Source organism: Myxococcus xanthus (assembly GCF_013116825.1).
Classification (GTDB): Bacteria; Myxococcota; Myxococcia; order Myxococcales; family Myxococcaceae; genus Myxococcus; species Myxococcus xanthus_B.
On sequence record NZ_JABFNS010000077.1, the window covers coordinates 19,715 to 43,996 of the forward strand.

Consider the following 24,282-nt stretch of genomic DNA (forward strand, 5'->3'; position numbering starts at 1 on the left):
GCGCTCTTCATGTGGGCCGGGTCGCGCGAAGGGGGTCGCGCGCGCTTCGCCCTGGATTTGCCGTTGGAGAAGGAGAGGCGTGAGTGAGCCGGCCGTTGCTGGTGGTGGATGACGACGCGGACCTGCGCGAAGCCCTGGAGGAAGTGCTTCGTGACGCGGGCTACACGGTGCTGGGGGCCAGCAATGGCAAGCATGCCCTGGAGGTGCTGGGCGCGGCCACGGAGCTGCCGGGGCTCGTCCTGCTGGACATGATGATGCCCATCATGGACGGAGGCGGGTTCGCGCGGGCCATGCGCCAGGTGTCCGCCTGGCGGGACATCCCGGTGCTCGTCTTCTCCGCGTCAGCGAATGCTCGCCAGGTCGCGGATGAGATTGGCGCTTGCGGCCACCTGCGCAAACCCGTGGACGTGGAGACACTGCTGGACGCCGTCAGCCGCCATCTGACGACGTGAAGCAGGCAGGCGGGTCCTGTTTGACGCTCCGCGTTCCCTCCGGTTGACGCCTCGAAATCAGGTTGGTAAGTGCCAGCTTAACACTTTACGTGGAGGGCCGGATGCACACCAACGCGCTCGCGCTGCTGATCTTGCAGCTCATCGTCATCATCGGCTTGTCGCGGCTCATCGGCCGCGGCGCGCGGTGGTTGGGACAGCCGTTGGTCATCGCGGAGGTGGTGGCCGGTATCGTCCTGGGGCCCTCGCTGCTGGGCTGGCTGGCGCCGGACATCATGAACGGGCTGTTCCCGGCCTCGTCCATGCCGGTGCTGACGATGCTCAGCCAGGTGGGCCTGGTGCTGTTCATGTTCCTCATCGGCCTGGAGCTGGACCCCCAGTTGCTCAAGGGCCGGGGGCACGCGTCGGTGGCCATCAGCCACTCCAGCATCGTCGTCCCCTTCGCGCTGGGCGCGGGCGCGGGCGCGCTGTGGCTCTACAAGAGCCTGTCGTCGCCGGAGGTGCCCTTCACCTCGTTCGTGCTCTTCATGGGCGTGGCGATGAGCATCACCGCCTTCCCGGTGCTGGCGCGCATCCTCACCGAGCGAGGCCTGCTCCAGTCGAAGGTGGGCACGGTGGCCATTGCCTGCGCGGCGGTGGATGACGTCACCGCGTGGTGCCTGCTGGCCTTCGTCGTCTCCATCGTCCGCGCGTCCAGCCTGACGCAGGCGGCGCTCACCACGGTGATGGCGCTGGGCTACATCGCCTTCATGCTGATGGTGGTGCGGCCCTTCCTCGCGCGCCTGGGGGCGCGGGTGGCCAGCCGTGAGGGGCTCACCCAGAACGTGGTGGCGGGCACGCTGGTGCTGCTGCTGGCGTCCGCGGGCGTGACGGAGCTCATCGGCATCCACGCGCTCTTCGGTGCCTTCCTCTTCGGCGCGGTGATTCCGAAGGAAGGCCGGCTGGCGGAGACGCTGGCGGAGCGGCTGGAGGACGTGGCGGTGGTGTTGCTGCTGCCCATCTTCTTCGCCTTCAGCGGCCTGCGCACGCAGATTGGCCTGCTGAACACCGCGGAGGACTGGCTGACGTGCGGCGTCATCATCGTCCTGGCCTGCCTGGGCAAGTTCGGCGGCAGCGCGGTGGCGGCGCGGATGACGGGCCTGCGGTGGCGCGAGGCGAGCGCCATTGGAATCCTGATGAACACGCGCGGGTTGATGGAGCTCATCGTCCTCAACATCGGCCTGGACCTGGGCGTCATCTCACCCCAGCTGTTCACGATGATGGTGCTGATGGCGCTGGTGACGACGTTCATCACCACGCCGCTGCTGAAGTGGATCTACCCGCTGGAGGAGATTGCCCGCGAGCGCGTGGTGGTGCCGCTGCTGGTGGAGCCGGGCCCTCCGCCCTACAGCGTGCTGATGTGCGTGTCGCACGGGCAGGCGGGGCCGGGCATGGCCACCCTGGCGCGCTCGTTGACGGGGCTTGATGAGGGCGCGCAGCTTCACGCGCTGCACCTGGTGTCCCCGGAGCGCGCGTCCCTGCGCCCGGCGCAGCAGCGGGCCCCCGAGGAGGACAGCGCGTTGATGCCGCTCTTGTGGCGGGCCGTAAGCCTGGGGCTCTCCGTGCGGCCGTTGTCGTTCGTCTCCGCCGAGCCGGCCCAGGACATCTGCCGCACGGCGAAGGCCCGGCGCGCGGACCTGGTCCTGCTGGGGTGGCACAAGCCGCTCTTCAGCCAGACGATGCTGGGCGGCACGGTGCGTGGGGTGATGCAGGAGGCCAGCGGCCCGGTAGCGGTGCTGGTGGACCGGGGCCTGTCGGACATCAAGCGCGTGCTGGTGCCCTTCGCCGGAAGCCGGCATGACCGCGCGGCCCTGGCCCTGGCCCGGCGGCTGAGGAAGCAGGCGGGCGCCGAGGTGACGGTGCTGCATGTGACGTCGGACCTCGGCGGCAACGGCGGAGCCCGGGCGCAGGTGGAGGCGCTGTTCCCGGCGAACGAGGGCGGCGTGACGTTGAAGGAGGTGCGCAGCGACGCGCCGGACGAGGCCGCCCTGGGGGAGTCGCGCCATGGCTATGACCTGGTGATTGTCGGCATCGGCGCGCAGTGGGGGCTGGAGGACAAGGTCTTCGGCTTGCAACGCGAGCGCATCATTCGGGACGCGCCGGGCTCGCTGCTGGTGGTGTCTGACGCGTCTCCCGCCACGGCGGCGGAGCCCACCTTCGACGCAGCCAACGACGGGGCCACTGCGGTTCGGGTGCTGCCCGCGAGGAGCTGATGCACCTGGGAGCCACCCTCCGGCTGTTGCGCACGGATGCGGGCCTGTCGCTGCGGGACCTGGCGCGCCGTATCGGCGTGTCCAGCGCGTACCTCAGCCGGGTGGAGAACGGCGTGGACGCGCCACCCACGCCCGAGCGTCTGTCGGCCATTGCCCGTGAGCTGCGAGTCCCGTCCTCTCTGCTGATGGACGTGGCCAACCGGATGAGCCCGTCCGTGGCCGCCTACATGGAAGAGGTGCCGGGCGCGGGAGCCCTCTTCCTGGACATCGCTCAGCGGCGCCTGTCCGGGCTGCAACTGGCGCGTGTGCGCGACTTCCTGGACGCGGAGTTCCCCGCGGCCCAGGGGCGGCGCGACGCGCCCGTGCCCCCGCTGGCGCCCCTGCTGGCGCCGGAGCGGGTGGTGGTGCAGCTGTCCTGCGCGGGTTGGGACGACGTCCTGGACGTGGTGGCGGAGCGGCTGGCCTCCTCGCAGCCCGGCATGGACGTCGCGCGGGTGGTGGGCGGCCTGAAGCGGCACCGGGAGGAGTCCTCGTGCGCGGTGGGCGGCGGGGTGGCCGTGCCACACTCCTTCCTTCCAGGTGCGGTGCCCACCGCGGCGCTGGTGACGCTGGCCACGCCGCTCGCGGGCGATACCCCCGACGGCAAGCCGCTCCGCGTCGTGGTGGCCATCCTGGACGCCGAGCGGGGCAACCCCCAGTTGGTGCGGCTGGCACATCTGGCGCGGCTGGCGGCCCATGGGCTGGCGGACCGGTTGTTGGGGCTCAGCCAGCCAGCCCAGGTGCTCTCCCGTCTGGAGGAACTGGAGGCGCTGCGCTGACTCAGCGGCTCGTGCGGCCCCAGGTCTCCCACGCGCCCAGGTCCCGGTAGCCCAGGCGCTGATACAAGGGCTTCGCCTCCGGCGTGGCCTCGAGCACCGCGGCCGTCATCCCCCGGCTCCGCGCCTGGTGGTGCAGCCCGCGCATCACCTGCGCGGCCAGCCCCCGGCCCCGGGCCTCGGGCACCGTGGCCACCATGTAGATGCCCGCGGTGTCGCCCACGTCCCGGGCCATGCCACACGCCAGGGCCACGCCCGCCTCCTTCGCGACCAGCGTGTGCACGGGCAGCCGGGGCGGCCGCAGCCAGACGTCGAGCTGGCCCCCCAGCTGGCCCCACGTGCGCTTGTTGATGGCGACCATGTCGTCCTGCGTCTCGGATGACTCCAGGGGGATGTCCGGCGGGGCGTCCGGCACGTCCCCCAGCACCAGGCCCAGGGTATCGGACCGGACCGCGTCGGGGGCGAAGCCGGCGTCCTCCAGCACCCGCCGGCCCTCGGTGTCTCCGGGCAGCAGCACCACGCGCCAGCCGGGCAGGTCCAGGCGCAGGTAGAAGTCCGTCAGGGCGGGCAGGGCGTCGCGCAGCGCTCCCGGGTCGTGGAAGAAGGCCTGCTGGGCCCGCGAGAGCTCCGGGTGTCCCGGCAGACAGAAGGCGTCCACGCCTGGCAGGCCCAGGTGCCGCAGCGTGCCTCGCTCCCGCTGAAGGTGCTTGAAGGCGATGACGTTCGACAGCAGGCGCGCGGACAGCTCGGCATTCGTCATGGGGCTCTGGAGCGTAGGGCACGCTCCGCCCGGCGGAGAACAGACGCAGCGCTCAAAACCGCGCACCGGGGCGCCGGGAGGATTAGGGTGCAGGGGCACCCATGAGCAGCCCGCGCTTCTACGCCTTCGACCCTCGCGCCACCCGCATCGCCCTCTTCGTGGGGGCCTGCGTGCTGGCCGTCCTCACCGCCTGGGCCCTGGCGGATGCCCGGGCCGAGGGTGGCGTCCAGGCCATGGCTCGCGCCGGCGTCTCCGCGGGGCTGATGTTGACCTTCCTGGTGTCCTTCCACCGCCTGCGGCCCCGCACGGGCTGGGGCGTCACGGTGGACGCGCGGGGCGTGCGCGTGGCCCGGCCCTTCAGTCAGAAGGAGCTGGACCTGCACTGGGGGCAGATTGACCACGTGCGCCGGATTGGCCGGAAGGGGAGCGTGCTCGCCCTGTTCCTCAAGGAGGAAGGCCGGGTGCTCGTCACCCGGCATCTCTTCGCCCGCAAGGCTGTTTTCGACGAGTTGATTTCGGCGCTGGAGGACCGCCTCCCGCCGCCCCGTTTCGACGCCTGAACACCCCGTTCCCCGGGGCGGCCTCCCAGGCAGGCGGCCAGGCGGATTTCACGAATGTTTACGCAGCCTTGCGAGTCCTCGTTAACCTTGTTCGACGTGCCTTGAAGTGGTACGCACGAACCTGTTGCAAGGCTCCTTTTCCCAAGGACAGCTTCACATGGAAAAGACCCCCGCTACCGGCTCGGCGGTTGCTCCGCCGCCCGTGGAGTATGGGACGGACAGCATTACCAAGCTCGAGGGCCGCGAGGCGGTCCGGAAGCGCCCCGGCATGTACATCGGCGACACGATGGCCTACGGGCTCCACAAGCTCGTGTACGAGGTCGTCGACAACGCGGTGGACGAGTCGCTGGCCGGGCACTGCACCGACATCGAGGTCGTCATCCACGTGGATGGCTCCCTGAGCGTGCAGGACAACGGGCGCGGCATCCCCGTGGGCCCGCACCCCAAGTTCCCCGGCAAGGACACCCTGGAGGTCGTCCTCACGGAGCTGCACGCCGGCAGCAAGTTCGGCAACGGCGCGTACAAGGTCTCCGGCGGCCTCCACGGCGTGGGCGTCACCTGCGTCAACTTCCTCTCGGAGTGGTTCAAGGTCCGCGTCCACCGCAACGGCACTGTCTATGAGCAGTCCTACGCGCAGGGCGTCCCGGACACCCCGCCGCGCGAGGTGGGCACCACCGACAAGCGCGGCACGCACATCGCCTTCAAGCCGGACGCCACGGTGATGGAGTTGGTGGAGTTCAACTTCGAGACGCTCAGCCAGCGTCTGCGCGAGCTGGCCTTCCTCAATGCCGGCCTGCACATCGTCATCCGCGACGAGCGCACGAACAAGGAGCACGACTTCAAGTTCGACGGCGGCATCTCCTCGTTCGTGGAGTACCTCAACAAGTCGAAGCAGACGCTCCACGACAAGCCCATCGCCTTCAGCACGGAGCGTGAGGGCGTCACGCTCGACATCGCGATGCAGTGGAATGACGGCTACGACGAGCGCATCTACACCTTCGCGAACAACATCAACACCCACGAGGGTGGCAGCCACCTGTCCGGCTTCAAGGCGGCGCTGACGCGCACGCTCAACAGCTACGCGGAGAAGGGCGGCCTCTGGAAGGACCTCAAGGAGACGCCCACCGGCGAGGACGCGCGTGAAGGCCTGTCCGCCGTCATCTCCGTCAAGCTGACCAACCCCCAGTTCGAGGGGCAGACGAAGACGAAGCTGGGCAACAGCGAGGTGAAGGGCCTGGTCGAGCAGATGGTGAACGACCAGCTCGGCTCCTTCCTGGAAGAGACGCCCGTGGTCGCCAAGAAGGTCGTGGCGAAGATTGGCGACGCCTGCCGGGCGCGTCTGGCCGCGCGCAAGGCGCGTGAGACGGTGCGCCGCAAGGGCGTGCTGGACGGCGGCGGGCTCCCCGGAAAGCTGGCGGACTGTCAGAGCCGGGACCCGAACGAGAGCGAGCTCTACATCGTGGAGGGCGACTCCGCAGGTGGCTCCGCGAAGCAGGGCCGGGACCGGCGCAACCAGGCCATCCTTCCGCTGCGCGGCAAGATTCTCAACGTGGAGAAGGCCCGCTTCGAGAAGATGCTCACCAGCGCCGAAATCGTGACGCTGATTACGGCATTGGGCACGGGCATCGGCGCGGAGGACTACGACCCGGAGAAGGCGCGCTACCACCGCATCATCCTGATGACGGACGCCGACGTGGACGGCAGCCACATCCGCACGCTGCTGCTCACCTTCTTCTTCCGGCAGATGCCGGAGCTCTTGCAGAAGGGCTACCTCTACATCGCGCAGCCGCCGCTCTACAAAGTCACGCGCAACAAGAAGGACCAGTACGTCAAGGACGAGCACGCGCTGAACGAGTACCTGCTCAAGATTGCCTCCGAGCACGCGCGGGTGCTGACGCCCGAGGGCGAGCTGGGCGGCGCGGAGCTGAAGGCGCTGCTGGAGAAGGTGATTACGTACGAGGAGCGCCTGGAGAAGCAGGCCAAGCGCCGGGACGCGCGCGTGGTGGACGCGCTGGTGCAGGGCGCGCGGCTGTCCGCGGAGACGCTGACGGACGAGGCCGGCCTGGAGGCGGCGGTGAAGGCCGCCTATGACACCTTCGAGCGCCGCATGCCGGACGTGCTGGGCCGCGTGCGCCACGAACTGGTGCAGGACCCCGAGCACCACACCAAGAAGCTGGTGTTCCACACCGACGTGAATGGCGCCATGCGGGAGACGGTGCTCGACCACGCCTTCCTGTCGTCGCCGGAGTACCTGGAGCTGTCGTCGCTGCGTGACGCCTTCGTGGCGCTGGGCAAGCCGCCGTACAAGGTCCGCGTGGACGCGGGGGAAATCACCGTCTTCTCCGTGCAGGAGGTGCTCGCCGCCGTTCGCAAGGACGCGCAGCGCGGCCTGGGCCTGCAGCGCTACAAGGGTCTGGGTGAGATGAACCCGGAGCAGCTCTGGGACACGACGATGAACCCGGCCACGCGCACGCTGCTCCAGGTGCGGGTGGAGGACGCGGTGGAGAGCGACGAAATCTTCTCGCTGCTGATGGGCGAGGCGGTGGAGCCGCGGCGCGAGTTCATCGAGCGCAACGCCCTGGACGTGCAGAACCTGGACATCTGAGTCCGTCCCGAGGAAAGACGCGTGGGCCCGGTGCCCCTCGGCCCCGCGCCCACGTGCCTTTCCCGTCCTTGTCGAGCCGGGCCTCCGCGCTGCCGGGCCCTCGTTAGCCCTTACGTCAGGAAGCCGGCCCCCCGCGCTGAAGCCACGGGGCGCCGGTCCACCGGAAGGTAGTCACCGTTCCTCCGGCCCAGCCCGGCGTCCTCCGCGGCGCCGCGAGTGCCCGCCTCACCTGTTGGCGCCCCAGGGCGTGTGCGGCGGGCTGCCTGTGCGGCTGTTACCGCTCCGAGCGGCGTGAGCCCTTCAGGGCCTCCGCGCGCTCCTTGCCGGACATGGCCGTCACGTCGACGATGTCCACCTCGAAGGCGCCCCGGTTGTCGTTCACCTGCATGTCAGGGAAGGTGCAGTGCAGGTTCTCCGTGCCCGTGAGCTGGTAGCGCTTGCCGGTCTGGAGGATGCGGTGGGTGGCGCGCACGGATTCGGGCGCCGGGCCGCGCTCCATGCACAGCACCTGGCGGACGCGGCCGTTGGGGCCGGAGCGCAGCTCCGCGAAGTCGTCTCGCACGGTGAGCAGGTAGGTGGAGTCCGGGTTGAGGCCGCGCAGCACCATCTGGTGCTCGGGCTTCAGCGGCACCGCGTTTTCCTTCGCGTCGAAGGTGAACGCGCGCGGCGGCACGTAGGCGGACTGGCGGACGTTGACGCGGATGGCGCCGCTGTTGTCGTCCAGTCCGCCGTCATCCAGCGCGAAGACGTGGAGCTTCCGAGCGCCCTTGATGGTGCGCGTTGACGCGCCGAGCAGGCCGAAGCTGCTGTCCACCGGACCGTCACCCTCGATGAGGTAGGCCAGCGTGCCGGAGGCGGTGCCCCGGCCCTCGGCCAGGGACGCGCTGCCCTGCGTCCACACCGAGTACGTCGTGCCGGGGTTCAGCTCGATGCTGGCGGTGTTGTATTCGGGCAGGGGGACAGCGTTGTACTGGGGGCGCAGCACCAGCACGCGGGTGGGGTAGCCCACCTCGTGCATCGTCCGCTGCGGCGTGTCCTCCTCCACGGGCCCGCCTTGTGCGACCGCCGCCTCCGTGCTGGCGCCCGCGTCTTCTTGCGCGCCGGGGCCCGCGTCCTCCGGCGTGGCGGCGCCTTCCGCCACCACCACGGCGCCCGCGTCCTCTGGCGCCGCTACGGCCCCTTCGACTGGAGGCGGCGGGGGCGCGGTGACGGGCTTCAGCTCCGCCGTCAGCGGCTTCACCAGGTTTGACGTGGGTGTGAAGCGCTTCGTCCAGGGCAGGTGCCCGGGCAGCGAGAGGGCCAGCGTGTTGGCCTCGCCAATCTTGACCTCCACCATCATTGGCGTGACGCCCTTGAGCACCTGGTCGTTGAGCCGCACGGTGGCGCCCGCGGGCTTGGAGGCGAGCCACAGCGTGGTGGTGGACACGTAGTCGAACGTGGACTCGCTCGCGATGACGAGCTTGTAGAACACGCCGACGAGGAACAGCGCGGCGGCGGCATAGACGACGGACATCGTCACGACGCGCGCCTTCTCCTTCCCCTTCGCCACGCGCGCGGCTTCTTCGCGCGCCAACGTGTCCCGGGCGTCGTCCACGGAGGTGCGGTAGCCCTTGCCAGTCCAGGTGCCCACCGGATGCGCCTCGGTGGTGGGCTCCTGGCCCTTGGCGGCGGGCACTTCGATGGGCGTGTCGCGCGGCGCGGCCTGGGTGGGGGCGGGCACATCACCTGCGTCAGTGCTGGGCTCTTCGTCCAGCGCCGGCACCGGGGGCTCGGGGCGCTCGGAGGTGTATGTCCTGCGGACGCCACCCTCGGAGCGGGGGAGCTGGGACTGGGTCGCCCGCCGCACGCCGTTGCTCGTGGGACGGCGCGCTCCCGGGGGGCTCGCAGAGGGGCGACGGCCTCCTTCGCTGCCGGGCCGTCCGCTGTCACTGCCCGGGCGGCTGCGCACGCCGGGGCTGGAGCCCCGCGGGGCGTTGCTGGACGGGGGCCGCGCGCGTCCCTGGGACGACGCTTCGGTGACGCCCGTCTGCCAGGCGGCGAGCTGCTCCTGGAAGGCGGGGGACACCTCCACCCGGCGCCCCTCGGCGGCCAGCTCCTCCGGGAAGAGGTGCGCCATGAGCTGCGACAGCAGGGTGGGGGTGAAGCGCGGGTTGTCGCGGTAGAGCAGCTCCACCAGCGACTCGCTCAAGTCCTTCGCCGTCTGGTAGCGCGCCTCTCGGTCCAGCGCCATGGCGTGGGAGATGACCGTCTCCACGTCCTCGCTGACAGTGGGGTTGAGCGCGGACGGCGGCGGGCGGTCGCCCACGAGGATGCGGGGCAGGACGGTGACGAACTCCCCTTCGTAGGGGCGCTTGCCGCACACCATCTCGTAGAGGACGACGCCCGCGGCGTACACGTCGGTGCGCGCGTCCAGGTCCTGCCGGCCCTGGGCCTGCTCCGGGGAGAAGTACGGGTACTTGCCCTTGAGGGTGCCGGGAGACGTCTTCGCCTCCACCGCGCTCGTCACCTTGGCGATGCCGAAGTCGATGACCTTGACCTCGCCCTCATAGGAGATGAGGACGTTGTCAGGGGACACGTCGCGGTGCACCAGGCCCAGCGCCTGCCCGTCTTCGCCCACGTGTCGGTGCGCGTAGTCCAGGCCGTCACACAGCTTGCTGGCCACGTGGAGCGCCAGCGGCTCCGGAAAGGACGCCATGCCCATCCGCTGGGCGCGGCGCAGCACCTTGGACAAGGGCTGGCCCTGCACCAGCTCCATGGCGATGAAGTACTGCCCGTCCACCTCGCCGAAGTCGAAAATCTGCGCGATGTTGCTGTGGCTCATGCTGGCCACCACGCGCGCCTCGCTGATGAACATCTCGACGAAGTCCGCATCGTCGACGAAGTGCGGGAGGATCTGCTTGATGACGCAGGGCTTGGTGACGCCCGCCGCCCCCGTCATCCGCGCGCGGTAGGTGACCGCCATCCCCCCCGCGGCGATCTTCGAGAGGAGGACGTATTTACCGAATTGCTGAGGGCTGTTTTCCGCCACGGGGTAGGAGCATACCTTCCTTCCTGGGAAAGTCCCGGTTCCGGGTTGAACTCTGCGTGAAGTTTTTCAGGGTTATCAAGGTGTGAGGCTTCACATTTCTTCACGCGGGGCGCCTGCCGTGGGCCCTCCCGGCGCGGTTATCTAGCGGACCTGCCTGCGCTTGCCGGCGGGCGGGGGCGGCTGGCCCCTCGCTGAGAAAGAGGCGTGGCCGATGGTGTCCGAGCTCCCCCTTCGCTCGCGGTGGGGCGCCGTGTGTCTGAGTGGAGTGCTGCTGTTCTCGACGCCGGGCCTGGCCCGCGCTGGGGACGGGAGCCCGGAGGTCCCGGTGGATGCGCCCCTCCAGGCGCGCGTGGGGCTTTCCCAGCAGTCGTTGGCGCCGGTGCCCCCGCTGCCCCAGGAGCGCCCCGATTTCAAGCCGCTCGCGGTGGCGGTGGCGGTGGTGCCGGGGTTGCTCTTCCATGGGCTGGGGCCCCTGGTGGCGGGGGACCGTCACACCGCGAAGCGGCTCTTCGCGCTGGAGGGCGCGGGCCTGGGGCTCATCGCGCTGGGCGGGGTGCCCATTGCCCTCACGGGCGCCTCCCGGCGCACCATTGCTCCGCTGTATGCGGTGACGCTGGCGGGCTTCAGCGTGCTGGGCATCTCCGCGCTGGCCAATCTGTATGCGGTGACGGCGCCGGCGTTCGACGCGGGCGTCGCGCCGCCCCTCCTTCCTCCGCTGGAGTTGGAGGTGGGCTATCAGTATGTGAATGACGCTGCGTTCGACTACCGCCACTTCGTCACGGTGGGGGCGCAGGCCCGCTTCGACTCGCTGCGCCTGCTGGGCTCCGTGCGGGTGGACCCTGCCGAGGGCAACACCCAGGTGCGTCTGGGCGGGGCGTGGCGGCTGTTGGGCGCGCCGGAGCGCGCGCTGTCGGGCACGGATGGCAGCGCGCTGGACGTGGAGGCTTTTGGCCAGTTCCACCGCTACCCCACCGAGGGCTTCGCGCTCATCAGCGGAGAGGTGGCGCTGCGGGGCCGGCTGGCCATGTCGCGCATCAGCCCGGCCATGGCGGGCTCCTTCGCGGAGGTCAGCGTGGGCACGTCGGCGGAGGCCTATACGTACCCCGGCGCGGTGAGCGACGGGAGCCTGCACGAGCAGCTGCTCTTCACCTTCGGCTACGGCGTGTGGCTGGGCCGGGGTGGGCCGCTCCGGGGCGAGGCGATGCTCTATTACGACCACCGCAAGGACTCGTTCGCGGGGGGCATCCGCTCGCGCGGCGGTGGAATCGTGGGCGCCTTTGGCCTGAGGGGCCGGGCGCTGCTGACGGATGACTGGGGTGTCGCCGCCGAGGTGCAGGGAGGCGGCGCGCTCGTGGGCCGGCTGTCGTTGATTCGTGCCCTGGGAGGTGAGCGGTGATGCGCGTGGGAGTGGTGGCGGCGCTGGTGGTGGCGGGGTGCGGCATGCGGCCCGCGGAGAACCGCGCGATTGCGGATTCCAAGGTGGGCCAGGCGCGGCAGGGTGGGGTGACGCTGTCGGTGGCGGACGGGCTGGCGACGGTGCGCGAATTGGCGCCGGGCACGCTGGTGCTGTGGGGCAACGCGCCGGCCTTCACCGCCCGCATCGACGTGGGCGCCCAGGCGCCGTCCGACTGGCTGGTGACGGTGCGCAACGCGATGCCGGACGCGGTGCTGGTGGCCGAGGAGGAAGGGGGCGCGCCGCTGGCGCAGGAGGCGCTCCCGCAGGCGCTGCCCACCGTGAAGGTGTGGCGCGTGGCGCTGCGCGCGGGGACGAAGGCGCGGCTGTCCGTGGCGCCGCCGGATTCCGAATCGCACGAGCCCTTCCGCTTCCTCGCGCTGGCGGACGTGCAGGAGGCCCTGCCGCGCGTCGGGGATATCTACGCGCGCATGCGGCGGGACGACGCGGCGCGCTTCATCCTCTTCGCGGGCGACCTCACGGAGTCAGGCACGCGCGATGAGTTGACGGAGTTCCAGGAGCGACTGGAGGCGGGCTCGCGCATCCCGCTGTACGCCACCCTGGGCAACCACGAGACGTTCACCCGCGACGCGGCCGAGTACCACGCGCTGGTGGGGCGCGGCAGCCAGAGCTTCGTCTTCAAGGGCGTGCGCTTCTCGGTGGTGGACTCCAGCAACGGCACGTTGGACCCCGGCGTGGAGGAGCAATTGGAGGGGTGGCTGGCGGCCTCGCGGGACGGCACGCACGTGGTGGCCATGCACGTGCCGCCGCAGGACCCGGTGGGCCTGCGCGGCGGCGGCTTCGCCAACCGGGGCGAGGCCGCGGGCCTGGTGGGGAAGATGGCGCGCGCCGGCGTGGACCTCACGCTCTACGGGCACATCCACTCCTACTATTCGTTCGCCAACGCGGGCATCCCCGCCTTCATCTCCGGCGGCGGCGGCGCCATTCCGGAGACGTTCGACGGAGTGGGCCGTCACTACCTGTCCGTGGATGTGAGCGCGGACGACGGCTTGCAGCAGGCGGCGCTGGTGCGCGTGGATTGATCCGCAGGGGTGCTGTTTTAGCCTACCCTCTTGATCTGACACTGAACATCTGGGCAGATAGGGCCACCTTCCCGCAAGGAGCCAGGAGGCCCGCGCATGTTCGACTCGAACGAGAACGACCCCATTTCCCCGGCGCTGCGTGCGCTGCTCGAGCTGTTCACCACGGAGCTGGCGGAGGTCCGCTTCCCGGACATGAACGGGGAGGTGCTGGACGCCGCGGCTGAGCAGGTGCGGGCGCAGGCGGAGGCCGTGGCGCGCGCGCAGGCGGCGCTGGATTCCGCGCGGCAGGCGCTGCATGAGAGCCAGGAGGCGTTGCTCCAGAAGGGCCAGCGGGCGCTGGCGTACGCGCGGGTCTTCTCCGAGGAGAACGTGGAGCTGAGCGCGCGCCTGGACGGCATCCACCTGCCGCGCGCGGCGCGCAAGGGCGCCCGGGCCGACGGCGGAGCGGCGGACTCCGCGAGCGCGGCGCAGGGCAACGATGAGAACGCGCCCCGCCGCCGGGGCCGTCCTCCCAAGGCCCGCGCCGCCGCGGGTGCGTCCCTGTTCGCGGATGGGGCCTCGCCGGAGGCGCTCGCCGCCTCGGCGCACCACACCGGCAACGGCATGTTGTCCGAGGCCTGAGCGGGCCGCGGATAAACGAAGCCGCCCGGTGTGTCGCGGCCACCGGACGGCCTCGCGAGGACTGGCGCATCAGTTGGGCAGGAACACCGCCCGGACGCAGCCGTCCTGCTTCTTCTTGAAGAGCTCGTACCCCTTCGGCGCGTCCTCCAGGGAGAAGCGGTGGGTGGCGAGGAAGGACGGGTCCAGCTCGCCCTTCACCACGTGCTCCAGCAGGCGCGGCAGGTACTTCTGTCCGTGCTGCTGGGCGGAGCGGACCGTGAGGCCCTTGTTCATGATGGCGCCCAGGGGGAACGCGTCCATGAAGCCGTAGACGCCCACCACGGACAGGATGCCGCCCTTGCGGCACGCGAGGATGGCCTGCCGCAGCGCCTGCCCACGGTCCGTTTGGAGCCGCATCGCCTGTTTCGCGCGGTCATACGCGGCGCCCACGCCCGTTCCGTGGGCCTCCATGCCCACCGCGTCGATGCAGGCGTCGGGGCCTCGGCCGCCGGTGAGCTCCTTCAGCACGTCGAGGACGCTGTCCACCTCTTCGTAGCTGATGGTCTCCGCGCCCACCTTCTCCCGCGCCAGCTTCAGTCTTTCGGGGAAGCGGTCGATGCCAATCACCCGCTCGGCGCCGAGGAGGAACGCGGCCTTCTGCGCCATCAGCCCCACGCCGCCGCAGCCCCACACGGCCACCGTCTGGCCGGGTTGGATGTCGCAGAAGTCCGCGCCCATGTAGCCGGTGGGCACGGCGTCGGAGAGGAACAGCGCCTGTTCATCCGTCACGCCTTCGGGCACCCGGAAGCAGTCGTTGTCCGCGTGAGGGACTCGGACGAACTGCGCATGCGCGCCCGCGTAGCCGCCGAAGGCGTGGGTGTAGCCGTAGATGCCCGCCGTCTGGTAGCCGAACAGGGGCTCCTGCAATTCGCCCTTGGGATTGGTGTTGTCGCAGAGGGACCAGAGGTCGTGCTGGCAGTACCAGCAACTGCCGCAGCCGATGAAGGACGGGACGACGACGCGGTCACCCACCTGGACCTTCTTCACCGCGGGGCCCTTCTCCACGACGGTGCCCATGAACTCGTGGCCGATGACGTCTCCCTTGCGCATCGTCGGGATGTAGCCGTCGATGAAGTGGAGGTCGGAGCCGCAGGTGGTGGACATCCTCACCTGGAGGATGACGTCGTGCGGGTTGACGATGCGAGGGTCCCCCACCGTCTCCACGCCCAGGTCGTTGATGCCGTTCCAGCAGAGTGCGCGCATGGGCAGGTCCCTCAGAAGGAGTAGCCGCCCTCGCGAGCGGCGGGGTTGGGCCGGGTGGTGGGAATCTCGCCCGTCTCGACGAGGCTCTTGAAGCGCTTGAGGGCCTTGAGCGCGAGCGCGGCGGGCACGGCGCCGAGCAACTGCACGGCCTTCTCGCCCACGACGCCGCCCGGTGGGTCGAAGACGAAGCGGAGCGTCACTTCCGTGCCCCAGTCCCGCGGCGCGGGGCGGAAGCGCACCCAGCCTTCGTTGGGCAGGGCCGTGTCCCCCACGGATTGCCAGCGCAGCAGCTCACCCGGGTTCTCCTCCACCACCTCCGCGTCCCATTCGAGCTCCGCGCCGAGCACGCCCGGCACCTTCCAGTGCTGCAGGCCCTCGCCGGAGGAGGTGACGTCGGCGAAGTGTCCCATCACCTGGTTGAGCGTCTCCGCGTCGCACCAGCGGCGATACAGCGCCTCCGGCGTGCCTTGGATGGTGATGGAGCGCTGGAGCACCGTCAGTTCGACGGTGGCGTCCCGGCCACGTTGCCGGCGGAGCTTCCGGACGATGACGCCGTGCTTGTGGACGTAGGGTTCCTGCTCGGTCCGGGTGCCGCGGAAGAGCAGGCCGCCCCCGGCCAGGGCCATGGCCACGCCGCCCAGCTTGCCTCGCCGGAGGCCCAGCGTGAGCAGGGCGCCGCCCGCGAGCGCGGAGACGAGCTGCGGGAGGCGCTCCTCCGAGGTGCGCTGGAGGCCGCGGCCAGGCCGTCCCCACCACTGGCTTCCGAGGCGTCCGCCACGTGGAGACACAGCGGGAAGGCGGGCTCCTGGCTGCTGAATCGTGTCACGCATGGCGGTGGCTCCTCCTGGGCAGGCAGGGGTCGAGCCCGCCACCGGAAACGTTGGGGGAGCCACCGGGGATGACAACCCCGTGGGCGCGTGCCGCGCGGGGTGAGGGGCCCAGGGCCGCCAGCAGGCTCCGGGCCCTTCAAAGGCCACGGCCCGGCCGGGTGCCGTCGCCGGAGCCCCCCTCCGCGCGCCGCACTCGACCGGGCCATGGGACCGGGCTCACCACCCGCGTTCGGTGGAGGGGCCCGGCTCAGCTCTGCGTGGGGACGTCAGTCCTGCGGGAAGGCCGTCCAGCCGGCCAGCCAGTTGGTGGTGCCCACCGCGCCGACGAAGCGCGCGGAGGTGTCGAAGCCCGCCGGCGGCGTGGCGGCGGCGTCCGGGTTGAGCGCGGGCGAGCCGGCCACCGGCATGAAGTTCGGCGCCGTCAGGTTGGTGGCGTCGGTGAGCTGAGGATCCACCACGCGGTTGTTCAGCGCGGAGGCGAGCACGCGCTCGGGCTCGTTGAAGTTGGACACGTCCGGGTTGGTGATGTTGCCGCCAGCGTCCACGGTCGGGTTCGGCGCCGCGGGGATGGAGACGTGGTCGCCGCGGTTGTTCCAGAAGAACGTGTTGCGCAGGTACAGCTCCGGCGTGGCCGCGTTCCACAGGGCCGCGGAGGCCGTGCCGCTCACGTCCACCGCCAGGTCGGCGAAGTGGGCCACGATGACGTTGTTCAGCTTCCCGCCCGCGCCGGTGTTGAACACCATGCCCGACTGCGCGGGGCTGGTGCCCGCCGGACGGCCGGAGCCGATGAAGGTCGCGTTCCAGATTTCCGGCGCGGACCGCGGCGTGGCCGCGTTGTCGTTCTTGTTGCCGGAGGCCTCGATGCCGAAGTTGCCCACCACCGCGTTCTGCTGCGCGATGAAGAACTGGATCTTCCCGTTGTAGCCCAGGTCGTAGTCCAGCGAGTCATCGTCCGTCTGGGTGACGACGGCGTGCTTCAGGTTGGCCGAGCCGCCGAAGAACTCCACGCCATCATCCGCGCCCCGGTGGACCTGGATGTAGTCCAGGTCGGTGTCCGAGCCGCAGCCGGCCACGGTGAGGCCGTTGAGCTCGTTGTCCTCGGACAGCTCGAAGCCGGCGAACTCGATGCGCGCGTAGTTCAGCTTGCCGCAGTCATGCGCGTCGTTCGGGTTGGCGCCGCCACCGTACTGGGTCAGCGGGTTGTTGCCGGAGGAGAAGAAGCCCTCCACCGTGTTCTCGCCGCCCGCCACGTTGATGCGGCCCTTGCCGAGCAGCACCACGCCGCCCCAGTTACCGGGCTCGCGGCTGCCCACGGGCCGGGAGCTGGTGAAGACGATGGGGGCCTGCGCCGTGCCCACGGCGTGAATCTTCGCGTTGCGGGTGATGATGAGCGCGCTGCCCTGGTCGCCCAGGATGCGGGTGCCCGGCTCGATGGTGAGCGTGCCGCTCTCCACGAAGATGTAGTTCTTCAGCGTGTACGTGACGCCTGCCTTCCACGTGGTGTCCTGGGTGATGTTGGCGGACACGTTCTCGGTGGTGTCCGTCGGCGGCGGGTTGGGGTTGTTGGGCGTCTTGTCGTCGTCGCCGCAGGCAGACGTCAGGGAGAGGGCGGAGAGCGTCAGGAGGGAGGCAAAGAGGCGCTTCATGGGTGTGCTTCCTTCTGCGGGTTAGAGGGACCAGCCCAGCGACGCGCTGAAGGCGACGCCGGGTTTGTACGTCTGCACGTCCACCGACTCCTGGCGGAGGGTGACGCTCGAGTTGAGGAGGTTGGCCGCGGTGAGCTTGAGCTGCGCCGAGCCGAGCTGCTGGGTCAGCGAGATGTCCACGCGGTGGAAGGGCACTTCGTAGATGTCCGGCAGACCCTGGACGCCCACTTCGCTGATGCGGCGGCCATACACGTTGTAGAGGACGGTCAGCTCGGTGCCGCTTTCGGGGCGCGAGTAGCCGACGTTGAGGTTGATGACGTATGGGGACTGGCCCTGGAGGGGACGGTTCCGGTTCGTCTGCGCGCCCACCACGTTGGAGTCACCGAGGTCCACGTCGGACTGGATGAGCGTGAGGTTGGCGCCCACGCGCACGGCCTTCAGCGTCTCCGTGAGGCGGGCCAGCGACGCGCGCGCCTCCAGTTCCAGGCCGTAGGTGTTGGCGCCCGCGGCGTTTTCGAAGCTGAGGTCCCCCGACTCGGGGTTGCGGATGACGCGCTCGATGGGGTCCTGGAAGCGCTTGTAGAAGGCGCTGGCAGCCAGGACTTCGTTCTCACCGGCGAACCACTCGACGCGCGCGTCGATGTTGTGGATGCGCGTCTGGAGCAGGTCCGGGTTGCCGGACACGTTCCGGCGGCGCACGAAGTCGAAGTAGATGAACGGCGCCAGCTCGCGGAAGGTGGGCCGCGCCAGCGTGTAGCTGTAGCCGGCGCGCACATTCACGGTGGGCGTCAGCGCGTAGATGGCGTTGAAGGCCGGCAGCAGGTTCATGTACTCGGAGCGGTTCTCCGTGCCGGAGGCGCCGGTGAACGGGTCCTTCAGCGTGAGCTGCTGGGTGGAGGACTCCACGCGCAGGCCGCCCACCAGGCGGAGGGCGTCTGTCGGCTGGACGTCCGCGGACGCATAGCCGGCGAAGATGCCCAGGTACGCGTCATAGGCATCGTCCGGCCGGGTGTTCTCGCGCACGCGGATGCCGGTGCCCAGGTTCTCCGGGGCGAAGAGCTGCTCGGGGGGGAGCGTGCGGTCCACCGGCGTGGTGCCCAGCAGGTAGCGGAAGCGGCGCGCCCCGAAGTCACGGAAGGACACCTGGGTGAGCCCGCCCACCTTCAGCCGGGCGGCGGAGAGGGGAACGGTGACGTTGACGCTGCCGCCCGTGGACGTCTCGCCCAGCTCGGCGAAGAAGCGCTCGCCGCTGTTGGGCTGGTTGGGGAAGGTGGGCGTGCCCGACGGCGCGGAGAGGTTGTCGCTGTAGAGGGTGTCGCGGGTGTCGGGCTCGTCGCGGTCCACGCGGGACAGGTTGGCCTGCCAATCCAGCTCCGCGTCCCCCAGCAGACCCAGGCGGTGGAAGCCTCGGAGCTGGTTGAAGAAGAGCTGCCGGCTGACGAACTGCAGGCGCGTGCTCTCATAGCTCTCACCGCGGACGATGTTGCTGCCGCGCGCGGTGAACGTGCGGGTGTCGGTGCCGCGGGTGTAGAGGCCGAACCAGGTCAGCTCGTTGTCGCGGTCCAACTGGAAGCCGACGCTGCCCAGGCCGCTGAGGCTGGCCGTCTCGAAGCCCTGCGTGCTGCGGGCCGCGTCGCGGGCGTTGAGCGCGCCCGTCTCGTCGCGGTCGACACGGGCGAAGGTGCCCTCCTGCACGCCGTCGCGGTGGCCGTAGTTGGCGCTGGCCAGGTAGCCCAGCCGGCTGTTGCCGAAGCGCAGGGTGTCGCCCATGGACACGCCCAGGCCCATGTTGGGCAGCGCGGTGGTGCGGCGCGCCTGCCAGATGTTGGGGAAGCTGCGGTACTGCTGCTCCAGTACGTCGCTGGACTCGCCCGACATCCCCAGGCCGCTGTCGCGCGGAATCGCGTTGGGGAGCTGGCGGCTCCCGCTGGGGAAGCCCAGGTCCTCACCGAAGCCGCCTTGCGCCTGGCTGTTGCGCTCGCGGAACGTCGTCTCGGAGTCGCCGCCCAGGCTGATGCGCGGCTTGAGCTCGAACTCGCTCGGGTAGGAGTTGGTTTCGATGAGCAGCGTGCCGCCGGCGAAGGTGCCGGGGAGCTCCGGTGTGTAGCTCTTCACCACGTTGAGGTTGGCGAGCAGGCTGGTGGGGAAGATGTCCAGCGGGACGCTGGGCTCGTCCGGCTCGGTGCTGGGCAGCAGCGCGCCGTTGAGCAGCGTGGTGCTGTAGCGGCCACCCAGGCCGCGCAGCAGCACGTAGCGGCCGTCCACCACCGTGGCGCTCACCACGCGCTTCACCGCGTCGGAGGCGCTGGAGTCCGGCGTGCGCGCGATTTCCTGCGCGCTGATGGCGTCCGACACGGCGGCGGCCTTCTTGCGCTCCTGGAGCAGCGCGCCCTCGGCCCGGCGGTCCGCGCGGGCCTCGACGACGACTTCCTGCACCGCGCCTTCGTCCGCGCCGAGCGCGACGTCCAGCTTCGTCGCCTTGCCCTTCGTCACCACGACGCCGGTGATGCGGCGGCCCTGGTACACGTCATAGAAGACGCGCAGGTCGTACTTCCCGGGCGGCAGCGCGACCCGGTAGAAGCCATCCAGGTCGGTGAGCACCTGCTTCTGGGCGCCCGCCACGACCTTCACGGTGGCCTCGATGAGGCCCTCGCCGTTGGCTTCGTCCGTCACGCGGCCGTAGATGCCGGTGAAGCCCGGGGGCGGCACGGCGGACTCGGCCAGCATCGCCTCGTCGCTCATGGCCTCCATGGACTCATCGGCCGGCGCCGCGGGCTGCTGCGCGGTGGGGTCGGCTTCGGTGCCGGGCTGCTGCGCGGTGGGGTCGGCTTCGGTGCCGGGCTGCTGCGCGGTGGGGTCGGCTTCGGTGCCGGGCTGCTGCGCGGTGGGCGCGGCTTCGGTGCCGGGCTGCTGCGCGGTGGGCGCAGGCTCCGTGCCTGGCTGCTGCGTGGAAGGATCATCCGCGGTGGGCGGAGCGGCAATTCCAGACGGCTGTGTCGCGGTGTCCGTCGGCTGCGACGGTTGGGTTTCCTCGGACGGGGGAAGGGGTTGCGTGACGGGGGCGACCGCGGGAGCGGGAGCCGAGCCCGGAACGCCGGGCGCCTGTGCGAACACGGGCGTAGCTGTCATGACAAGCGCAGCCAGAATGGCGCGCAAGGGGGCGGTGCGAGACAACACGACACTCCTTGCCGAGGTGCGCGTAGAGAACGCGACACGCATGGCATCTGGATGAAGGGGCTGTGACGATTCAGGCGGCGGACCGCAAACTTGGTGTCACGGTCCGCCGCGGCACTGCATCAATCCGCGAGCTTGTCCGGCAGCACGCCGACCGTGATGTCCCCGCCTCGCGCGAGGTCCAGCACGTCCATGGCGGCGCCGTACGGCACATCGTCACTGGCGTCGAAGAACACAATCTTGTCCGGGCGCGCGTTGAGCATGCGCTGGAGCCGGGCCACGACCTGGTCGCGGGGCACTTCTTCCCGGTTGATGCGCAGCACGCCGGACTTGTCCACCGTGAGGACCACCGGTGGCTTTGCATCGGGAGGCGGCGGAGGGGCCTCCTGGTCATCGCCCTTGGCGGGCACCGTCATCCACATCTGCTTCGTCATCAGCGGCGTGACGACCATGAAGATGATGAGGAGGACGAGCACCACGTCCACCAAGGGCGTCACGTTCATCGCAGGGCGGATGCTGGCCTTTCCGCCTCCGAGGTCGAATGCCATGGCGTGCGCTCCTAGTTCTTCTGCTTGTCGACGACCTGCAGGTTGATGCCGGGGAAGCCCAGCTCCTGCATCGCCTTGAAGAGGCCGCGCACCTCGGAGTAGCGCACGCCCCGGTCGGCCTTGAGCACCACGGGCGAGTCCGGGTCCTTGGCGCGCACGGCCTTCAGCTCGGCCATGAGCGCGTCGCGCTTGAGCTCCTTGCGGTCCAGGAAGAAGGCCCCGGTCGCGGACAGGCTCACCGTGGTGGGCGTCAGCTCCTTGTTCTCCTTGTCCGGGTTCGTCGCCGTGGGCAGCTCCACCGCGGCGCCGGACTCAATCTGGGGCGTGACGACCATGAAGATGATGAGGAGGACGAGCACGACGTCCACCAGGGGCGTCACGTTCATCTCCGGCGTCAGGCTCCTACGCGGAGTGGACATCGCGGGACTCCTTGCGAGCGGCCAGCTCCGGGCCCGTGGCCACCGCGGCGCCGTTGGTGGCCACGGGCTTTTGCGGCCCCAGGTCCTCCAGGTAGTCCATGAACTCGCTCCGCGCCGCGTCCAGGGAGAGCTGGAGCGAATCCGCGCGGGTGGAGAGGAAGTTGAACATCAGCACCGCGGGGATGGCGACGAGCAGACCCAGCGCCGTGACGACGAGCGCCTCGGCGATACCGGCGGACACCGCGCCCAGGCCGCCGGAGCCCTCCTTGGCGATGCCGGAGAAGGCCTCGATGATGCCCACCACCGTGCCGAGCAGACCGACGAAGGGCGCCACCGAGCCGACGGTGGCGAGCACGGACATGCCGCGGCGCACGTCGGCGCTGACGCGCTCGTTGATGCGGACCAGCTCACGGCGCGTGAGCTCCACCGGTCCCAGCTTGCCGGCCGGCACGCGGGACTTCGCGAGGAAGTGCTTCATGCCACCGCCCAGCAGCATGGCCAGGTGGCTGCCCTTGGTGGCCTCCGCCTCCTTCACCAGCGCCTCGTGCTGGTGCTGGGTGAGGAGCGGCCCGGCGCGGGACGCGAACTGCTTGGAGATGGAGCGCGAGCGGAAGAAGACGAAGAGGCGTTCGAAGAACACCGCGAGGGACGCGACGGCGAAGAGGATGAGGGTCCACGCGATGCCCAGCGCGAACACACCCATGTGGTTGTAGATGTCCCTGAGATTGAAATTCATGACGGGTTGCTCCTGGGGGGCAGGTGCGGGTGAGGCCTTTTCGGCTTACGACTTGAGACGGAACGGAACCTTGAAGATGCGGAACACCGCGGTGGGCTGACCGCCGACGACCGCGGGCTTGAAGCGCCACGTCTTCGCGGCGGCCATGGCCGCGCTGGCGAAGGGCTCGTCGCCGCGCATCACCTTCAGTTGGCTGACGCGGCCATCCACGCCCACCACGCCCTTGAGGATGACCATGCCTTCCAGGCCCTTGGAGCGGGCCTCGGAGGGGTATTCCGGCGTGAGGTTGGAGGACAGGGGCTCTGGCGGCGTGCCGGACTCCGGGAGATTGATGGGCGCGACGCGACCGCCACCACCGGCGAGCGTGTCACCGCCGGGGACGCCGCCCACCACACCGCCGGGAACGAGCGCGCCGGTGCCTCCCACGGCGATGGGCGCGGCGGCCACGGTCTCCGTCGCGGCCTCGGGCGGCTTCTCCAGCGGCACTTCCTTGGGAACGACGATGGGCGCGGGCGCCACGGCGGGCGAGGCCGGCGGCGGCGCCTTCGCGGCGGCGGACGGAACACCACGTCCGTGCCCTTCTTCTCTTTGATGACTTCCGTCACCTTGCCGGCAGCGGTGACGGCGGCGATGCCCATCAGCGCGAACACGGCGACGGACGCCGTAGTGGAGAGCGCGAACCGCCGCGCTGATTGGACGTCCGGGCCGCTGTCGAAGGTCTCGAACATGACTGGACGCGCATATAGCGACGCCATGTGTCGGGCCTGTCCGGGGCCCGTGACACTTTGCTTCCATCAACTTGACGGGAGCGTCACGGCGCGAGCCCGCCACCAAAGCAACGTGGCAGGCGTGACACGGCGTCGGCGTCCGCCACCGCTCGCGGTGCGCCCACGCGGCGCATCTGAAACAGCAGGGCGATCAGCAACGCGGTGTAGACGAGCGCGAAGGGGCGCCACAGGAGGACGTGGCGGCTCCATTCCGCGCCCAGTCCCGAGTCAGAGACCAGGACACCCGTGAGGGCGATGAGCGCCACCAGCACCAGGTTGGGCCGGTGGCGGCTCTCCACCGCGGCGCGGATCAACGGCCAGGCCAGCACGTAGTTCGCGCGCCACGCCAGCGGTGACAGCAGGGTGACACCCAGGCAACACACGGCGATGAGGTCCGCCGGCCCGGGTCTTGCCCACACCACGGCGGCGACGAAGAGGACCATCGCCACGGCCTGCGCCAGCGACATGTCACCCGGGGGCACCACGGTGTTGGGCGGGTACACCAGCGCGAGCAGGACGGTGGGCAGGCCCTGGGTGTTGGACTGGAGCGCCCAGGGCGGCGTGGTGCGCGCCAGGGTGTCGCTCCACAGTTGGAACTGGACCAGCGTGCCGTCCCAGCCGTAGCGGGCGAGCGTGGGCAGGGTGAGCATTCCTCCCACCACGGCGGTGGCGCCGATGACGCGCCAGTGCCGGCGCCACAGGAAGAAGAGGCCGACGAGGGCGGCGGGCGGCTTGAGCAGGAAGGCGACGGCGAAGGCGGCGCCAGGGCGCCACACCTGTCCGCGTTCGGCGCCGAGCGTGCACAGGAGGATGAGCAACAGGATGACGGCGTCCACCTGGCCGTAGAACAGCTCGAAGGTGAAGGCCGGCAGCAGGGCCAGCGTCGTCAGCGCGGGCGCCCAGGCCCAGGGCGTGGCTTCCCCCGATGAAGGCGTGGCGCGCATGGTGAGGCGGGCCACGGCGGCGAGCGCGGCGATGGAGCCCAGGTTCCACAGGGCCACGGCGGCGCGCGCGGGGAGCAGGGTGAAGGGAAGGAACAGCGGCGCGGTGATGGGCGCGTACTTGAACGGCATGTGGCCGTCGGACAGGCGGTAGATGTCCGTGGCTTCCCAGAAGCGCTCCGCCGCCATGAGGTAGACGCGGAAGTCCACGCCCCTGCGGGGATGCTGACCCACGGCGATGGCGGCCACGGCCAGGACGGCCAGCACGAGCCACCAGGCCCAGCGCGCCCAGCGCGCGCTCACTCCAAGGGATGTCCCCTCACCCTCGGCCGGTGGGGGGGATTCGGAGCCGGAGGGCCCCGGAGCGACGGCGGTCATCGGTAGGGAGGGGTG

General features: G+C 70.3%; 18 protein-coding genes and 1 pseudogene. 8 read left to right on the top strand and 11 right to left on the bottom strand.

The features are described 5' to 3' along the window. Positions 1 to 83: 83 nt before the first annotated feature. The 3 genes from HNV26_RS22125 to HNV26_RS22135 all read left to right on the top strand — a co-directional run bounded on the left by HNV26_RS22125 (position 84) and on the right by HNV26_RS22135 (position 3,519). A complete protein-coding gene (locus HNV26_RS22125; RefSeq protein WP_171440477.1) occupies positions 84 to 452 on the top strand; it encodes a response regulator in 369 nt (122 codons plus the stop codon). A gap of 101 nt (positions 453 to 553) precedes the next feature. Further along, the gene (locus tag HNV26_RS22130; RefSeq protein WP_171440478.1) at positions 554 to 2,701 is read left to right on the top strand and encodes a cation:proton antiporter domain-containing protein; all 2,148 of its coding nucleotides are present in this window, start codon (positions 554 to 556) and stop codon (positions 2,699 to 2,701) included. Further along, on the top strand, positions 2,701 to 3,519 hold the full coding sequence (locus HNV26_RS22135; RefSeq protein ID WP_171440479.1) for a helix-turn-helix domain-containing protein: 819 nt from the start codon (positions 2,701 to 2,703) through the stop codon (positions 3,517 to 3,519). Before HNV26_RS22130 ends, HNV26_RS22135 begins: the two co-directional genes overlap by 1 nt. 1 nt (position 3,520) lies before the next feature. Here HNV26_RS22135 and HNV26_RS22140 read toward each other — a convergent pair whose 3' ends face one another. After that, positions 3,521 to 4,276 carry a GNAT family N-acetyltransferase gene (locus HNV26_RS22140; protein ID WP_253816898.1) on the bottom strand — a complete coding sequence of 252 codons (756 nt, stop codon included), beginning with the start codon at positions 4,274 to 4,276 and terminating at the stop codon, positions 3,521 to 3,523. A gap of 101 nt (positions 4,277 to 4,377) precedes the next feature. On the opposite strand from HNV26_RS22140, the gene HNV26_RS22145 reads away from it, so the two are divergent. Next, positions 4,378 to 4,836, top strand: a complete 459-nt coding sequence (locus HNV26_RS22145) for a hypothetical protein (RefSeq protein ID WP_011550408.1) — start codon at positions 4,378 to 4,380, stop codon at positions 4,834 to 4,836. A 157-nt stretch (positions 4,837 to 4,993) separates the two neighbouring features. Continuing rightward, positions 4,994 to 7,441 carry a DNA topoisomerase (ATP-hydrolyzing) subunit B gene (gene gyrB / locus HNV26_RS22150; RefSeq protein ID WP_171440481.1) on the top strand — a complete coding sequence of 816 codons (2,448 nt, stop codon included), beginning with the start codon at positions 4,994 to 4,996 and terminating at the stop codon, positions 7,439 to 7,441. Positions 7,442 to 7,715: 274 nt separating this feature from the next. Here gyrB and HNV26_RS22155 read toward each other — a convergent pair whose 3' ends face one another. After that, positions 7,716 to 10,469: a protein kinase domain-containing protein gene (locus HNV26_RS22155; protein WP_171440482.1), complete on the bottom strand. Its 2,754-nt coding sequence runs from the start codon at positions 10,467 to 10,469 to the stop codon at positions 7,716 to 7,718. A 211-nt stretch (positions 10,470 to 10,680) separates the two neighbouring features. Between HNV26_RS22155 and HNV26_RS22160 the strand changes: the two genes are divergently transcribed. The 3 genes from HNV26_RS22160 (at position 10,681) to HNV26_RS22170 (ending at position 13,586) form a co-directional block, all read left to right on the top strand. Then, on the top strand, positions 10,681 to 11,865 hold the full coding sequence (locus tag HNV26_RS22160) for a hypothetical protein (RefSeq protein ID WP_253816900.1): 1,185 nt from the start codon (positions 10,681 to 10,683) through the stop codon (positions 11,863 to 11,865). Further along, positions 11,862 to 12,965: a metallophosphoesterase family protein gene (locus tag HNV26_RS22165; RefSeq protein ID WP_171440484.1), complete on the top strand. Its 1,104-nt coding sequence runs from the start codon at positions 11,862 to 11,864 to the stop codon at positions 12,963 to 12,965. Before HNV26_RS22160 ends, HNV26_RS22165 begins: the two co-directional genes overlap by 4 nt. A gap of 96 nt (positions 12,966 to 13,061) precedes the next feature. After that, a complete protein-coding gene (locus HNV26_RS22170) occupies positions 13,062 to 13,586 on the top strand; it encodes a hypothetical protein (RefSeq protein ID WP_171440485.1) in 525 nt (174 codons plus the stop codon). A 69-nt stretch (positions 13,587 to 13,655) separates the two neighbouring features. On the opposite strand, the gene HNV26_RS22175 is transcribed toward HNV26_RS22170, so the two are convergent. The 9 genes and pseudogenes from HNV26_RS22175 to HNV26_RS22215 all read right to left on the bottom strand — a co-directional run. Further along, positions 13,656 to 14,828, bottom strand: coding sequence for a zinc-dependent alcohol dehydrogenase (locus tag HNV26_RS22175; RefSeq protein ID WP_141588471.1), 1,173 nt, complete (start codon positions 14,826 to 14,828; stop codon positions 13,656 to 13,658). A gap of 11 nt (positions 14,829 to 14,839) precedes the next feature. Further along, the gene (locus HNV26_RS22180; protein WP_171440486.1) at positions 14,840 to 15,658 is read right to left on the bottom strand and encodes an SRPBCC family protein; all 819 of its coding nucleotides are present in this window, start codon (positions 15,656 to 15,658) and stop codon (positions 14,840 to 14,842) included. A 266-nt stretch (positions 15,659 to 15,924) separates the two neighbouring features. Then, positions 15,925 to 17,304: a beta-helix domain-containing protein gene (locus HNV26_RS22185; RefSeq protein ID WP_171440487.1), complete on the bottom strand. Its 1,380-nt coding sequence runs from the start codon at positions 17,302 to 17,304 to the stop codon at positions 15,925 to 15,927. A 21-nt stretch (positions 17,305 to 17,325) separates the two neighbouring features. Continuing rightward, positions 17,326 to 20,523 carry a TonB-dependent receptor gene (locus tag HNV26_RS22190; RefSeq protein ID WP_171440488.1) on the bottom strand — a complete coding sequence of 1,066 codons (3,198 nt, stop codon included), beginning with the start codon at positions 20,521 to 20,523 and terminating at the stop codon, positions 17,326 to 17,328. Between the two features lie 77 nt (positions 20,524 to 20,600). After that, positions 20,601 to 21,026 carry an ExbD/TolR family protein gene (locus HNV26_RS22195; RefSeq protein WP_171440489.1) on the bottom strand — a complete coding sequence of 142 codons (426 nt, stop codon included), beginning with the start codon at positions 21,024 to 21,026 and terminating at the stop codon, positions 20,601 to 20,603. A gap of 11 nt (positions 21,027 to 21,037) precedes the next feature. Beyond that, the gene (locus HNV26_RS22200) at positions 21,038 to 21,445 is read right to left on the bottom strand and encodes an ExbD/TolR family protein (protein WP_011550419.1); all 408 of its coding nucleotides are present in this window, start codon (positions 21,443 to 21,445) and stop codon (positions 21,038 to 21,040) included. After that, entirely contained in the window at positions 21,429 to 22,181 is a 753-nt protein-coding gene (locus HNV26_RS22205) for a MotA/TolQ/ExbB proton channel family protein (RefSeq protein ID WP_171440490.1), read from the bottom strand. Before HNV26_RS22205 ends, HNV26_RS22200 begins: the two co-directional genes overlap by 17 nt. Positions 22,182 to 22,226: 45 nt before the next feature. Further along, a pseudogene (locus HNV26_RS39355) lies at positions 22,227 to 22,936 on the bottom strand (energy transducer TonB). Positions 22,937 to 22,992: 56 nt separating this feature from the next. Then, the coding region (locus HNV26_RS22215) for a glycosyltransferase family 87 protein (RefSeq protein WP_253816902.1) at positions 22,993 to 24,282 on the bottom strand (1,290 nt) is incomplete at its 5' end.

Excerpts from the sequence above, each read along its gene's own strand:
- HNV26_RS22130 (WP_171440478.1), top strand. The coding sequence starts at position 554 with ATGCACACCAACGCGCTCGCGCTGCTGATCTTGCAGCTCATCGTCATC.
- HNV26_RS22135 (WP_171440479.1), top strand. The coding sequence starts at position 2,701 with ATGCACCTGGGAGCCACCCTCCGGCTGTTGCGCACGGATGCGGGCCTG.
- HNV26_RS22140 (WP_253816898.1), bottom strand. The coding sequence starts at position 4,276 with ATGACGAATGCCGAGCTGTCCGCGCGCCTGCTGTCGAACGTCATCGCC.
- HNV26_RS22145 (WP_011550408.1), top strand. The coding sequence starts at position 4,378 with ATGAGCAGCCCGCGCTTCTACGCCTTCGACCCTCGCGCCACCCGCATC.
- gyrB (WP_171440481.1), top strand. The coding sequence starts at position 4,994 with ATGGAAAAGACCCCCGCTACCGGCTCGGCGGTTGCTCCGCCGCCCGTG.
- HNV26_RS22160 (WP_253816900.1), top strand. The coding sequence starts at position 10,681 with ATGGTGTCCGAGCTCCCCCTTCGCTCGCGGTGGGGCGCCGTGTGTCTG.
- HNV26_RS22170 (WP_171440485.1), top strand. The coding sequence starts at position 13,062 with ATGTTCGACTCGAACGAGAACGACCCCATTTCCCCGGCGCTGCGTGCG.
- HNV26_RS22175 (WP_141588471.1), bottom strand. The coding sequence starts at position 14,828 with ATGCGCGCACTCTGCTGGAACGGCATCAACGACCTGGGCGTGGAGACG.
- HNV26_RS22180 (WP_171440486.1), bottom strand. The coding sequence starts at position 15,658 with ATGCGTGACACGATTCAGCAGCCAGGAGCCCGCCTTCCCGCTGTGTCT.
- HNV26_RS22185 (WP_171440487.1), bottom strand. The coding sequence starts at position 17,304 with ATGAAGCGCCTCTTTGCCTCCCTCCTGACGCTCTCCGCCCTCTCCCTG.
- HNV26_RS22190 (WP_171440488.1), bottom strand. The coding sequence starts at position 20,523 with ATGCGTGTCGCGTTCTCTACGCGCACCTCGGCAAGGAGTGTCGTGTTG.
- HNV26_RS22195 (WP_171440489.1), bottom strand. The coding sequence starts at position 21,026 with ATGGCATTCGACCTCGGAGGCGGAAAGGCCAGCATCCGCCCTGCGATG.
- HNV26_RS22200 (WP_011550419.1), bottom strand. The coding sequence starts at position 21,445 with ATGTCCACTCCGCGTAGGAGCCTGACGCCGGAGATGAACGTGACGCCC.
- HNV26_RS22205 (WP_171440490.1), bottom strand. The coding sequence starts at position 22,181 with ATGAATTTCAATCTCAGGGACATCTACAACCACATGGGTGTGTTCGCG.